Consider the following 14,209-nt stretch of genomic DNA (forward strand, 5'->3'; position numbering starts at 1 on the left):
TATTACTAATAATTAAAAACGACTTCATAGATTAAAACTTTAGGAAAAATAGTATGCTTTGGTTTAGAAACGCCATTATTTACCAACTTAATAACGATACACTACTGGATAAAGATTCAATTGAAAAAGCACTAAAATCACATCTATTTACTCCATGCGGTAATTTAGATACAACAAAAATAGGTTGGGTATCACCTTATCATGATAAAAATTACGATGATTTTATTATCGATATGCAAGGGCATCTATTATTACGCATCAAAAAAGAGACAAAAATATTACCGTCACCAGTAATCAAACAGGCATTATTAGAAAAAATTGAAAAACAAGAGCAGTTGTTAAATAGAAAATTATCAAAGAATGAAAAAACGATACTAAAAGATGAAGTAATGATAGATTTAATGCCTAGAGCATTTAGTAAATATAATTATTATTGGTTATGGATTGATACGCACAATAAACGCATTATTATTGATTGCAGTAGCTTTAAACAATCTGAAGATATTCTAGCAATTTTACGTAAAGAACTAGGTTCGCTAGCATTAACGCCCTTATCAATCGACAAACCACTTGAACAAGTCATGACCTCATGGGTTAAAGAAAAATTAAGTTTTCCTCCATTTATTTTAGGCGATCAGGCAGAGCTAAAAGATCCTCTTGAAGGGAACGGTATTATCAGTTGTAAAAATCAAGAAATTACAAGCGATGAAATATTAGTTCATTTTAATTCAGGGAAATGGATAACTAAAATTAAAATTATTGATGAAAGAGGTATTAGCTTTATCGTCAATACAGATCTAACATTTAAAAGAATCAAATTTGATTCTATTATTTTAGATGAAAATGAAGACATCAGTACGGATGAGTCAGATAAGCGACTTGAGGCCGATTTCTTTATTATGGCAAGCACTTTATCTAATACAATCAATGATTTTCACATCGCTATTAATAAAATCATTGGAAATATTATGTAAATTTTTTTTACATTAAATGCCATTAGTTCTAGATTTGCGTATTATATATGCTATAATCCACACTAAATTATGTGTATCATAATCAAAAACAATAAGTAATCATTCCTTTAATTTAAAGTGAAATTTAAAAAAAGGAAAATAAACAACGTCTATAACAACATTTAAGTTGAGGCAATAAAATGAAAAAAACAACATTAGCTCTAGCTGTAGCAGTTGCAAGCTTAACGGCAAATGCAGCAAATGCAGCGTATGAAGAAAATACTTTTTACGTCGGTGGTAAATTAGGTTGGTCAGATTTTTATAATTTAGATGCAAATAAAGTTCGTGCTTACGAATCTGCTTCTATAAAAACATCTGATCATAGCAATATCGCTGGTGGTGGTTTCATCGGTTTCCAAGCTAACCCTTACTTAGCATTTGAATTAGGCTATGACTGGTTAGGTTCAGCTAAATATAAAAGAAGTGCTCATCATTATGGCTTTGGTTATACTAGAGACCATGACATGGGTAATAGCAAAGTTTCAGCTCAAGGCGTGTCTTTAACTGGTAAATTAAGTTACCCATTATCATTTATTAATGATGATTTAGATGTTTATGGCCGATTAGGTGCTATGGTAACTATTGCTAAATGGAAAAATGGCGGATATGTTAAAGAAGACTTTGGTCGTGGTGGCACAAAAACTGATGTTTCACCAGTATTTGCTTTAGGTATGGATTACCGCTTAAATGATGATTTATCTACTCGTTTAGAATATCAATATGTTAATCATATTCATACTAAAACTGATGCCTCCCCTGACGCAGGTGTTTTAAGCTTAGGTATTACTTACCGCTTAGGTTCACCAGTTGCTGCTCCTGCACCAGTTGTAATTCAAACTCAAGAGAGAGTGTATGATTTAAATGCTGACGTTTTATTTGCTTATGCAAAAGCTGATCTAAAAGAAAAAGGTCGTCAAGCATTAGATGAATTATTATCAGATCTTGTTAAACTAAATCCTACTCAAACGGCTATCGTTGTAATTGGTCATACTGACCGTATCGGTTCAGACAACTATAACCAAAAACTGTCAGAAAAACGAGCTCATTCTGTAATGAGTTACTTAGTATCTAAGGGTGTTCCATCTGATATTATCAGTGCTCGTGGCGTTGGTAAATCTCAATCTGTTACTGGTGAAAAATGTAATACCCTTCGTGGTGCTGACTTAAAAGCATGTTTAGCACCAGATCGTCGTGTACAAATTGAAGTTAAAGCACGTAATCTTCAACAAGTTCAAGAAATTAGAGAAACAACTCACTAATTTTGTTTACTTGTAAACATAAAAAACCCGGGTAATCCGGGTTTTTTATTGGCTAAATCTGTTAGAAAATAAATTATATATTATGGTTCTATAAATTACCCACAAAAAGGGATATAATAACTAGCTCGCTGTTAATAATAAAAACTAAAGGAGTTGCTTGTGCCTACCGCTATATGGCAAGAATGTATTTCCCAATTACAAGAAGAACTTCCTACAACGGAATTTAACTTGTGGATTCGCCCTTTACAAGCGGAACTGGTTGATAATAAACTCTATATTTATGCTCCCAACAGGTTTGTTTTAGATTGGGTTAAAAATAAATATTTAACTACTATATCTCAATTATTAAATAAACTTTTTAATGATGATTCACTTAAATTATATCTTGAAGTTGGATCAACTTTGTCTACTAACAAAAAGGCAAAACATAATCACGCTAAAGCAGACATTATGCCTGCATGGAAAATAACTAAAGAAAGTAATAATAATCACACCTATCATTCTGGTATTAATAATAAACATACTTTTAATAGTTTTGTTGAAGGTAAATCTAACCAACTAGCTGTTGCTGCGGCCAAACAAGTAGCAGAAAATCCTGGTAAAGCTTATAACCCATTATTTTTATATGGCTCCACTGGCTTAGGTAAAACACATCTATTACATGCAGTCGGCAATCAAATAATGGAAATAAAAACTAATGCCAAAGTTGTTTACATGCATTCAGAACGTTTTGTTCAGGACATGGTAAAAGCTTTACAGAATAATGCTATCGAAGAATTCAAAATTTACTACCGCTCTGTAGATGCATTACTTATTGATGATATTCAATTCTTTGCAAATAAAGAACGATCTCAAGAAGAATTTTTTCACACCTTTAATTCATTATTAGAAGGAAACCAACAAATCATTTTAACATCCGATCGCTACCCTAAAGAAATCGATGGTGTTGAAGATCGCCTAAAATCTCGTTTCGGCTGGGGACTAACTATTGCTATTGAGCCACCAGAACTTGAAACACGGGTCGCAATTTTAATGAAAAAAGCAGAAGAAAATAATATTAGATTACCTGAAGAAGTTGCTTTTTTTATTGCTAAACGTCTACGTTCCAACGTTCGTGAACTAGAAGGTGCACTTAATCGGGTTATTGCTAATGCCAATTTTACAGGTAAATCAATTACTATTGATTTTGTTAAAGATGCTTTAAAAGATTTGCTTGCCTTACAAGAAAAATTAATTACGATTGAAAATATTCAAAAAACTGTTGCCGAGTATTATAAAATCAAAATATCTGATTTGCTATCTAAACGGCGTTCCCGTTCTGTGGCAAGACCACGACAAGTCGCAATGGCATTAGCTAAAGAATTAACCAATAAAAGTCTTCCCGAAATAGGTGATGGCTTTGGTGGAAGAGATCATACTACTGTATTACATGCATGTAGAAAGATCGCAGAATTGAAAGAAGAAAGCAATGATATTAAAGAGGATTATTCCAATTTAATTCGAACATTATCAACCTGAATAAGAATCAACATTATGAAATTTATTATTGATCGCGAAAAACTTATCAAACCACTGCAACTTGTTAGTGCACCTTTAAGTAGCCGCCCAACATTACCTATTTTAGGAAATTTATTACTACAAGTGAGTGATAACACGTTATCGATGACAGGAACTGACCTCGAAATAGAAATGATTTCCCATTTGCCTTTAACCGAGGCCAATGAACCAGGTGCAACTACAGTGCCCGCACGAAAGTTTCTCGATATTTGTCGAAACCTTCCAAATAATGCCCAAATATCAATAACTTTTGATGATAATCGATTAATGATTCAATCAGGGCGCAGCAAATTCTCTTTATCAACACTGCCCGCAAATGATTTCCCCAACTTAGAAAACTGGCAAAGTGACATCGATCTTTCTGTTCCACAAAAAACGATCAAACGTCTTATCGATGCAGTCCAATTTTCTATGGCTAACCAAGATGTTAGATATTACTTAAATGGTATGTTATTTGAGATTGAGGATGGTTTATTGAAATCTGTGGCAACAGATGGACATCGATTGGCTGTTTGTGCTCAACCAATTGGTCAAAATATCACTGCTTCTTGTGCTGTTATTTTACCTAGAAAAGGAGTAATTGAGCTTGCAAAACTAGTTGGTGATAATGAGAATCCAGTTAATATTCAAATTGGAAATAATAATTTTAGAGTTAACCTTGGTGATTTTACCTTTACATCCAAACTGATTGACGGAAGATTTCCAGATTACAAAAGAGTATTACCACGCAATCCTGATAAGCCGCTTGAAGTATCCTGTGATGAGCTACGTAATGCGCTATTACGCGTGGCTATTTTATCCAATGAGAAATTTCGTGGCATCAGACTTCATCTACATAACAACCAAATAAAAATTACTGCCAATAACCCAGAACAAGAAGAGGCAGAAGAAGTTATTGATGTAAAATATGAATCTGCAGAACTTGAAATTGGCTTTAATGTGACCTATCTACTAGACATATTAAATACATTAAAATGCGATATCGTACAACTATTATTAACTGATGCAACATCCAGTGTCCAAATTGAAGATATCAATGACCAATCTGCAACTTATGTTGTTATGCCTATGCGCTTATAATCAAATTTAACTCAACTTTTCCGGCTTCGGCCGGAATAATTGACAGTATATGACTCTATCAACCATCAACGTTCACAACTTTCGCAATATTGATTATGCGCAACTTGTTTTATCGCCGCATTTCAACTTCATTGTTGGTGATAATGGCAGTGGCAAAACCAGCCTACTTGAAGCCATCTATATGCTTGGTCATGGACGAGCATTTAGGCACACCCAATCAAATCGAATTATTCAGCATGAACAACCTGAGCTTGTATTATTTAGTGAGATCAAAAATACTAATCAGCAAGCCCATTCAATAGGCCTTTCAAAATCACGAAATAATGAAAATAAAATAAAAATAGATGGAGACGAAGGCTTTCGATTAGCCGATTTAGCCAAATTATTACCAATACAATTAGTGACACCTGAGGGATTTGATTTATTGAGTGGTGGCCCCAAATATCGCCGTACATTTATCGATTGGGGATGTTTTCATCATTATCCTGAGTTTGTTCATTTATGGAACAATTTAAAACGCCTATTTAAACAACGTAATGCACTTTTAAAACAATCTCATAATTATAAACAATTATTACATTGGGACAAAGAAATTGTCCCACTTGCCGAAAAAATCAGCCAAATTCGAGCCGATTATTTACAACATATTTTTCCTGAAATTATTCAAACTTGCCGTGATTTTTTGCCCGAATATCAACTTAATTGCCAATATTATCAAGGTTGGGAGCATGGAATTAATTACTCCGAACAACTACAAAAACAATACGATCGCGATAAGCTCCTTAATTACACCACCCTAGGACCACATAAAGCAGATATAAAATTACGTATTGATAATATACCTGTTGAAGATCTCTTATCCAGGGGGCAACTAAAGCTAATGATGTGTGCTTTACGTTTGTCTCAAGGTGAATATTATTCAAAACAAAATTCACAATCTTGTATTTACTTGATTGATGATTTTGCTTCAGAGCTAGACCACAATAAACGTGATTTGCTAGCAAAGCGATTAAAATTAGCAAATTCACAAGTGTTTATTACCGCAGTTAGCCAAGATCAAATTACCCATATGATCGATGAAAATGATAAGATTTTTCACATAAAATCTGGTATAATTTCGCAAATATACAGAATGATATAAACAATCAATTAAGTCGAGAAATCCATGTCTAATTCTTATGATTCTTCTAGCATAAAAGTACTCAAAGGGCTTGATGCTGTCCGTAAACGTCCAGGTATGTATATTGGTGATACTGATGATGGAACAGGACTTCATCATATGGTTTTCGAAGTGGTCGATAATGCCATTGATGAAGCATTAGCGGGTTATTGCCAGCATATTGAAGTAACCATTCACCCTGATAACTCGGTTTCTGTACGTGACGATGGTCGCGGAATTCCAACCGGTATTCATGAAGAAGAAGGTATTTCAGCGGCTGAAGTTATCATGACCGTATTACATGCAGGGGGTAAATTCGATGACAACTCATATAAAGTTTCTGGAGGATTGCATGGCGTTGGGGTTTCAGTTGTTAATGCCTTATCCGATAAATTAGAACTTATTATTTATCGCGATGGTAAAATTCATCAACAAGTTTATAACTTAGGTGTACCACAAGCACCTCTTAACATCATTGGTGAAACCACAGAATCAGGTACATACGTTCGCTTCTGGCCAAGTCCTGAAACATTTACTAATATTGAATTTACTTACGAAATACTTGCTAAACGACTTCGTGAACTCTCTTTCCTAAACTCAGGGGTATCAATAAAATTACTTGACGAACGCACAGGAAAAAGCGAGCATTATCATTACGAAGGTGGAATTCAGGCTTTTGTTGAATATCTTAATAAAAATAAAAACCCGATTCATCCTAAAATTTTTTATTTTAGCACCGAAAAAGACGATATTGGTGTCGAAGTAGCATTACAGTGGAATGATGGTTATCAAGAAAATATCTACTGCTTTACTAATAACATTCCTCAGCGTGATGGTGGAACACATCTAGCTGGTTTTCGTGGAGCCATGACTCGTACATTAAACAATTACATGGAAGCGGAAGGATACAGCAAAAAGGCTAAAATTAGCGCCACTGGCGACGATGCCCGAGAAGGTTTAATTGCAGTTGTATCAGTCAAAGTGCCTGATCCTAAATTCTCGTCACAAACCAAAGACAAATTAGTCTCATCAGAAGTCAAATCAGCTGTTGAATCGGTTATGGGCGAAAAATTATCCGAATACCTGCTTGAGAATCCATCCGATGCAAAAATTGTGGTCGGCAAAATTATCGACGCAGCAAGAGCGCGTGAAGCTGCGCGCAAAGCACGTGAAATGACACGACGCAAAGGTGCATTAGACTTAGGTGGCTTGCCGGGTAAACTTGCTGATTGCCAAGAAAAAGATCCAGCGCTTTCTGAACTGTACTTAGTGGAAGGGGACTCAGCAGGGGGCTCAGCAAAACAAGGGCGCAACCGCAAAAATCAAGCAATCTTACCGCTTAAAGGTAAAATTTTAAATGTCGAAAAAGCTCGTTTTGACAAAATGCTCTCATCGCAAGAAGTCGGAACATTAATTACCGCTCTTGGCTGTGGAATTGGTCGTGATGAATACAATCCAGACAAAATGCGTTACCACAGCATCATCATCATGACCGATGCCGATGTCGATGGTTCGCACATTCGCACCTTATTATTAACATTTTTTTATCGCCAAATGCCTGAAATCATCGAACGTGGCTATGTTTATATTGCACAACCGCCTTTATATAAAGTTAAAAAAGGCAAACAGGAACAATATATTAAAGATGATGATGCAATGACGCAATTCCAAATTGCCTTAGCGCTTGAAGATGCCTCGTTACATGTTAACGACCATGCCCCTGCACTTGCTGGTAAAGCATTAGAACAATTGATTGCAGAATATCAAAAAGTTGAAAAGCTTATCACCAAAATGGAGCGTCGCTACCCTAAAGCATTGCTTTGTGAATTGGTTTATCATGATGTATTAAACGAAAGTATTTTACAAAATCAACAACTAGCCGAAAATTGGGCAAAAACACTTATCGAAAAGCTGACAAACAAAGAACAACATGGCAGCAGTTACAACTATGCAACTAGCTACAACGAACATACCCAGTTGCACCAACCTGTAATAAAAATCAAAACGCATGGTGTTGACACTAATTATACATTGGATCAAGCATTTATTCACAGCAATGAATACCGCAAAATATGCCACCTTGGTGCACAGCTCAAAGACTTACTAGAAGAAAGTGCATTTATCCAGCGTGGCGAACGTAAACAATTAGTTCAATCTTTTGAAGAGGCAGTAGATTGGTTAATTAAGGAATCACGTCGAGGATTGACTATTCAACGTTATAAAGGTCTAGGCGAAATGAACCCTGAACAATTGTGGGAAACTACCATGGATCCAACCAGCAGACGTATGTTACAGGTGACTATCAAAGATGCTATAGAAGCAGATCAGCTATTTACAACACTAATGGGGGATGAAGTTGAACCTCGACGATTATTCATTGAAGAAAATGCGCTTAAAGCTGCTAATTTAGATTTCTAACTATCAATTTAACAAAAAATAAAAACCCAGACATAATGTCTGGGTTTTTATTGCGTAAATTAAAGATAATTTTTAATATGTAGCTACCCCAAAATGCCTTAATCGGTTTATCTACCATACTATTCATCAAGACAGAGATTATATTTTAGTTGCGTTTAATTATTTATCTTCTGACACATTTAATTACAAATATTTTTGTTATTTATATCTAAATTATTAATCAACCATTTATCGATAACTTTGCCTACTAGTGAGGATAAATTAATAGCTTCTTGTTTAAACTAAGAATTGTATTTTTTACCCACATGATATCCTTTGAATTGTAAAAAAACACACTAACCTATCAGTTCATATAATCCTTTCTATTATTAGATTCTAGCTATTAATAAATAATCATCGTGAAAGTCATTAACTACTTTAATATTGAAATAGCTATTATTGATAAAATAACTACAACTATATTTATTCTTTTAAAAACTCTTCATCAGTTAGAACTCGCAATGGCTGCATATCACTTTCACCTTTGATGACCAAAGAATGATCAGAACGCAAACAAGACCCACCATAATGCCCACCGACAGTAAATGTGCATATCTGAAGATAGCAGTCATCAACTTTTGGCAAACACCATAATTCTTGATAGATATTTTCTTGTTTTGCAAATCTTCCAACTGTTTTATCAAGAATCTGTTCTTTACTACTTACCAATTGAATATCACTACCACGACGTCCAGCAATAGGTTTTATCGCATAGCCTTTTTTTATTAAGTTTTCATTGAGTTCAAATGTAGATTCTAATAAATAACGATGATTAGGAAATAAAGACCATAATACCGGTAAAATAGCCTTATTACTTGGAATAACTGTCCATAACGGTTCGAAAACTGTTACTTCTGGTCGTAAAAGTACATCAATCAATCTGACTGAATTTTCAGGATGCCATGTTCGAATAGGTAATCCAGCTATTTGAGCTTCACTTTCTTGACGAAGTTGCTCTAATACAGTTTCCCATGCCCAAGTTTTCCAAACGCAGGTCACTTGTCTACCTTCATCATCAACTAATCGACCTTGTCTATCCCATTTTAGTCCATTAAGTCCACGTAAAATTTTGCTATTAAAGCCAGCTTGGGTTAATGCTTTTTGCATAAATAAAGCATGATAATTCTCTTCACTATCATTATCCTGCATAATATGAATAAAAGCTTGCGCATCACTATGCTTCCAACTGTTAGCCAACGAATTTAACAAGCCACTACTTGGGTTTGTCCCCTTTGTTAGACCTGCTTGAATCGCCCATTTCTGTAAAATGGGACCAGCCTCAGTGTGGCAAGAAGCGGAATCAGCATTATATTCATAAACCTTTAAACCACGCTTGTCCATACAAAAATCCAATCTCCCGGATATCATTTGATATCGGCGTTGTTGCCATGAAAGACGCAACCTTGGCCATAAGATTTCAGGAATATTAAAGTTAAGCAATAAGTTATCATCTTTTAATACTTTATCTGTTGCATGCAGATACATTAAATGTAATTCGTTGGTTGCACGAATTAGTTCTTGTTCAGCACTTTCTGAAATAGTGAAATAACGATAATGATCATCGTGACTAATCGCATGTCCTGCTGCTTGTATATAAGCATTTTCTAATGAATCTTTTGCATCAAGCCAATCACTATCAAATTGACCTTGATTTTCAATATGAGCGCTATGAATAGCAAATAATGATTTAGAAACATTGGGTTGAGGTAAACTATATTCAGTATTTTCGGTTTGGATCATCCAACCAAGAATGATAGTATCATCAAATGTATCTTGCAACTCATAGCCAGTATCTGTGGCTATCATTACTAGTTCTCGCGTCCAATACTGGCCTATAGGTAAACGAGTATGTATAACATTCTGTTCGGCAATTCGAATTTTATCCTCAAATACATCTGTGATAATAGCAACATGCCCAGTCCGATCAAAAACACCGCCATCATCCCATATAAGTAAAGCACCTGCTTCCGGCTTTTTTTTGCTTCCATTTGCAAATGCCTGTAAAGGCAAAATGGCTTCATTTAGCACTTGTCTTAAAAAGCGAAGTGAAAAAATCTCATGAGCCATACCAACATCAGTAAAAACAATACCATAATTTAAGAATAAAAATCGTCGTGCAAATTCAACACATTGCCATTTATACCCCATATATTCATGACCAGAATAACTGCGAAAAGCAGCATCATCAGGATATTGTATGGAATCTAATTTTTCATAATCAGAGGAATAAATTGCAACACCTCCTGGCGCATAACCAAGCAATGTACCAAAAGGTTCTTTTTTATTGGACTGTTCTAACATGATATATTGCCCTTTTTAAAATAATAGTATAGTGTTTATCCCACTCTGATAAATTTTACTCCTCATAGCTCAAATTATCTACTTTAAGAAGTAAAGTTTATACATAATTACTCTTGAATAATAACAAAGAGCCTATATATCAACTATTCAATCATAGTAATATAATATATCGATTAAACGAGAAAATTAATATTATGCAACAGAAGACAAAATTAAATGAATTATTAGATTTTCCTTGTTCTTTTACTTATAAGGTAATGGGAGAGGCAAAACCAGAATTGGTTGATAAAGTGGTCACCGTTATTCAACGTCATGCTCCTGGTGATTATACACCTTCAGTAAAACCAAGTAGCAAAGGCAACTATCATTCTGTATCAATTACGATTAATGCAACGCATATTGGTCAAGTTGAAAATCTCTATAAAGAATTAGGAGAGATTGATATTGTAAGAATGGTCTTATAAAAATTTATTTTATTAAAATTTTCTTGAAAAATAGAGCTTTATTTTGGCATTTAAGGCTCTAAAATGAACCCAGAAAATATTGTTATTCATACAGACTATACATTCAGTGCAAACAACTCATCCTATTTCCATACTTACCTACCAAACTACTTCCCACGCTTTTAATCGCACATAATACTATGCCGTTCTTTTTTAATTTGAAACTAGCAAAGAATATATAAGGGGTGCTTATTCTTTTAATATCTATCTAGTCGTAAAACAGATAGATAATGGTTTACTCAATATTAGGTATGCTTGTTTATTAGATAGCCATCTAATCTCAACCACTTAGCTGTAACTTAACGATAAAGGAAGTAAAAATTTGGTGCAACAAAAAATAATACATTTACCCATTAATATTGATCATATTATTTTCAATGTACATCAGATAGTTAAAATCGTCACACAATAATCTATTTAAAATAAAAAAGAGCAAGGCACCTAATACGACCTTGCTCTTTTAATAAAATAAACTATCCTAAAATTTTAACTAATTCTTTTGTTACGTCAGCCACAGGCATGGTCCCATCAATACGGAAATATTTTGTATGCTTTTCTTTGGCTTCATGCTGATAATAACTAATAAGTGGTTTAGTTAGATCGTGATATTCAACAAGACGTTTACGAACTATTTCTTCGTTATCATCTTTGCGAATAGTAAGTGGTTCACCTGTCACATCATCAACATTTTCAACCTTTGGTGGATTATGGCGAATGTGATAGACACGACCTGAAGGAGCATGAATTCGGCGCCCACTCATGCGATCAATAATCACTGCGTCTGGTACATCAAATTCAAGCACATAGTCAACATTTATGCCAGCTGTTTTCATTGCATCAGCTTGTGGAACCGTGCGAGGAAACCCATCTAGCAAAAAGCCATTAGCGCAATCGCTTTGTGTAATACGTTCTTTAACTAACGCAATAACGAGTTCATCGGTAACTAGTTTACCGGCATCCATTAACTCCTTAGCTTGTAAACCAAGTGGACTACCTACTTTTACTGCTGCTCGCAGCATATCACCAGTTGAAATTTGAGGAATACCATATTTTTGCATAATAAATTGTGCTTGTGTTCCCTTTCCTGCTCCTGGTGCTCCTAATAAAATAATTCGCATAAAATAACCTCTTATGGCTTTAATATAAATAAAGCTTCTATTCTGGTAAATAATGAAATATCACATTACTGCTGGATATTAAACCATCAGTTGGACAAATATAATTAACCGCTCCACAGCCTTTGATCATTTGAGCTTTTTGCAAACAAGTCGGACAAATATACTGTTCAAGATAATGTTGCTTGCAATAAGGACAATTAAAATTCTGTGGCGAAACAACACTCATTTTATGATGACATTTTGGACAAAGGCCTTCTTTCCCAGAATCATTCATTAATTTTCCTGACATAAATTAATTTCGCCCTCTTACATGCTTCATTAATCGACGACGTTTACGTTGCTGCGATGCAGTTAAAGTATTTTTTCTACCTTCAAATGGGTTAGACCCTTCTTTAAACTGAATTCGAATTGGTGATCCCATGATTTTTAATGAACGTCTAAAATAATTCATTAAATAACGTTTATATGAATCGGGTAAATCTTCCACCTGATTACCATGAATAACTACAATTGGTGGATTATAGCCACCAGCATGTGCATATTTTAGTTTTACTCGCCGACCACGAACCAAAGGAGGTTGGTGATCTTCTTGTGCCATTTGCATAATTTTAGTTAACAGTGCGGTATTCACTCGACGAGTGGCACAATCATAAGCCTCTTGAATTGAATCAAATAAATTACCCACCCCACTTCCATGTAATGCAGAAATAAAATGCACACGGGCAAAATCAATAAAATCTAATCTATCATCTAATGTCGTTTTAACTTGCTCTTTGATATCTTGTGATAAACCATCCCATTTGTTAACGGCTATTACAAGTGAGCGCCCACTATTAATAATAAAACCAAGCAATGATAAGTCTTGATCGGATATACCCTCTCTGGCATCAATAACTAAAATAACTACATTAGCATCTTCAATTGCTTGTAATGTTTTAATAACTGAAAATTTTTCAACTGCTTCAGTAACTTTACCACGTTTACGTACACCAGCTGTATCAATCAAGATATACTCGCGATCATCTCGATTCATTGGTATATAGATACTGTCTCGAGTAGTCCCTGGCATATCATATACAACGACTCGATCTTCACCTAAAATTCGATTAGTTAGTGTTGACTTACCAACATTTGGACGACCAACAATAGCAACTTTGATAGGTTGATTGATTAATGATTCTGTTTCATCAACAAAATCATCACATAATTCAGTTAAATCATTTACTTGTTGATTATTATCAAAATTACTATTTTCTTCATGATTACCAAATTGGAAAATAGGATCTAATACAGTTTCAATTAACGAACTGACACCTCGACCATGACTTGCAGCTATGGGATGAATTTCACCTAAACCTAAACCGTAGAAATCAGAAATTGCCGTATCTGCATCAATTCCATCAATTTTATTAGCCACTAAAAAAGTAGCTTTTTGGCGGCAACGTAAATGTTTAGCAATAGCTTGATCAGCAGGCATTGCACCAGCTCTGGAATCGACTAAAAAAAGGACAATATCAGCTTCCTCAATAGCTTGTAAGGATTGTTCTGCCATAAAGCTTTCAATCCCATCTTCACTTCCATCAATACCGCCAGTATCAATTACAATATATTCATGGCCCTTTATTTCAGCTCTTCCATATTTACGATCCCTCGTTAATCCAGGAAAATCTGCAACTAACGCATCGCGTGTTCTTGTTAACCGATTAAATAAAGTTGATTTACCAACATTTGGACGACCAACTAATGCTACAACAGGTACCAT

General features: G+C 34.7%; 11 protein-coding genes. 7 read left to right on the forward strand and 4 right to left on the reverse strand.

Annotated features, from left to right (window positions below):
- Positions 1-53 precede the first annotated feature (53 nt).
- The 6 genes from A9G34_RS09035 (at position 54) to gyrB (ending at position 8,486) form a co-directional block, all read left to right on the forward strand.
- The gene (locus tag A9G34_RS09035) at positions 54-974 is read left to right on the forward strand and encodes a recombination-associated protein RdgC (RefSeq protein WP_034948520.1); all 921 of its coding nucleotides are present in this window, start codon (positions 54-56) and stop codon (positions 972-974) included.
- A gap of 179 nt (positions 975-1,153) precedes the next feature.
- Positions 1,154-2,272 (forward strand): porin OmpA, encoded by a 1,119-nt coding sequence (ompA, locus tag A9G34_RS09040; RefSeq protein WP_065569513.1) that lies wholly within the window; start codon positions 1,154-1,156, stop codon positions 2,270-2,272.
- Positions 2,273-2,431: 159 nt separating this feature from the next.
- Positions 2,432-3,790 carry a chromosomal replication initiator protein DnaA gene (gene dnaA / locus A9G34_RS09045; protein ID WP_034948523.1) on the forward strand — a complete coding sequence of 453 codons (1,359 nt, stop codon included), beginning with the start codon at positions 2,432-2,434 and terminating at the stop codon, positions 3,788-3,790.
- 15 nt (positions 3,791-3,805) lie between these two features.
- Positions 3,806-4,909, forward strand: coding sequence for a DNA polymerase III subunit beta (dnaN, locus tag A9G34_RS09050; protein ID WP_034948526.1), 1,104 nt, complete (start codon positions 3,806-3,808; stop codon positions 4,907-4,909).
- A 49-nt stretch (positions 4,910-4,958) separates the two neighbouring features.
- Positions 4,959-6,050 carry a DNA replication/repair protein RecF gene (gene recF, locus A9G34_RS09055; RefSeq protein WP_065569514.1) on the forward strand — a complete coding sequence of 364 codons (1,092 nt, stop codon included), beginning with the start codon at positions 4,959-4,961 and terminating at the stop codon, positions 6,048-6,050.
- Positions 6,051-6,074: 24 nt separating this feature from the next.
- The gene (gene gyrB, locus A9G34_RS09060) at positions 6,075-8,486 is read left to right on the forward strand and encodes a DNA topoisomerase (ATP-hydrolyzing) subunit B (protein WP_065569515.1); all 2,412 of its coding nucleotides are present in this window, start codon (positions 6,075-6,077) and stop codon (positions 8,484-8,486) included.
- 462 nt (positions 8,487-8,948) lie between these two features.
- Here gyrB and gss read toward each other — a convergent pair whose 3' ends face one another.
- Positions 8,949-10,826, reverse strand: coding sequence for a bifunctional glutathionylspermidine amidase/synthase (gene gss, locus A9G34_RS09065; protein WP_065569516.1), 1,878 nt, complete (start codon positions 10,824-10,826; stop codon positions 8,949-8,951).
- A gap of 194 nt (positions 10,827-11,020) precedes the next feature.
- On the opposite strand from gss, the gene ybeD reads away from it, so the two are divergent.
- Positions 11,021-11,290: a DUF493 family protein YbeD gene (gene ybeD, locus A9G34_RS09070; protein WP_034948538.1), complete on the forward strand. Its 270-nt coding sequence runs from the start codon at positions 11,021-11,023 to the stop codon at positions 11,288-11,290.
- A 512-nt stretch (positions 11,291-11,802) separates the two neighbouring features.
- Here ybeD and adk read toward each other — a convergent pair.
- The 3 genes from adk to der are packed head-to-tail and all read right to left on the reverse strand — an operon-like array spanning position 11,803 to position 14,209.
- Positions 11,803-12,447: an adenylate kinase gene (adk, locus tag A9G34_RS09075; RefSeq protein WP_034948540.1), complete on the reverse strand. Its 645-nt coding sequence runs from the start codon at positions 12,445-12,447 to the stop codon at positions 11,803-11,805.
- A gap of 37 nt (positions 12,448-12,484) precedes the next feature.
- Entirely contained in the window at positions 12,485-12,736 is a 252-nt protein-coding gene (locus A9G34_RS09080; protein WP_080715946.1) for a YfgJ family double zinc ribbon protein, read from the reverse strand.
- Between the two features lie 3 nt (positions 12,737-12,739).
- The gene (der, locus tag A9G34_RS09085; RefSeq protein WP_065569517.1) at positions 12,740-14,209 is read right to left on the reverse strand and encodes a ribosome biogenesis GTPase Der; all 1,470 of its coding nucleotides are present in this window, start codon (positions 14,207-14,209) and stop codon (positions 12,740-12,742) included.

The sequence above is a fragment of the Gilliamella sp. Choc4-2 genome, assembly GCF_001690355.1.
GTDB lineage: Bacteria > Pseudomonadota > Gammaproteobacteria > Enterobacterales > Orbaceae > Gilliamella > Gilliamella apicola_A.

What these genes read in the sequence shown, in the direction of transcription:
- A9G34_RS09035 (WP_034948520.1), top strand. Translation starts at nt 54, where the DNA reads ATGCTTTGGTTTAGAAACGCCATTATTTACCAACTTAATAACGATACA.
- ompA (WP_065569513.1), top strand. Translation starts at nt 1,154, where the DNA reads ATGAAAAAAACAACATTAGCTCTAGCTGTAGCAGTTGCAAGCTTAACG.
- dnaN (WP_034948526.1), top strand. Translation starts at nt 3,806, where the DNA reads ATGAAATTTATTATTGATCGCGAAAAACTTATCAAACCACTGCAACTT.
- recF (WP_065569514.1), top strand. Translation starts at nt 4,959, where the DNA reads ATGACTCTATCAACCATCAACGTTCACAACTTTCGCAATATTGATTAT.
- gyrB (WP_065569515.1), top strand. Translation starts at nt 6,075, where the DNA reads ATGTCTAATTCTTATGATTCTTCTAGCATAAAAGTACTCAAAGGGCTT.
- gss (WP_065569516.1), bottom strand. Translation starts at nt 10,826, where the DNA reads ATGTTAGAACAGTCCAATAAAAAAGAACCTTTTGGTACATTGCTTGGT.
- ybeD (WP_034948538.1), top strand. Translation starts at nt 11,021, where the DNA reads ATGCAACAGAAGACAAAATTAAATGAATTATTAGATTTTCCTTGTTCT.
- adk (WP_034948540.1), bottom strand. Translation starts at nt 12,447, where the DNA reads ATGCGAATTATTTTATTAGGAGCACCAGGAGCAGGAAAGGGAACACAA.
- A9G34_RS09080 (WP_080715946.1), bottom strand. Translation starts at nt 12,736, where the DNA reads ATGTCAGGAAAATTAATGAATGATTCTGGGAAAGAAGGCCTTTGTCCA.
- der (WP_065569517.1), bottom strand. Translation starts at nt 14,209, where the DNA reads ATGGTACCTGTTGTAGCATTAGTTGGTCGTCCAAATGTTGGTAAATCA.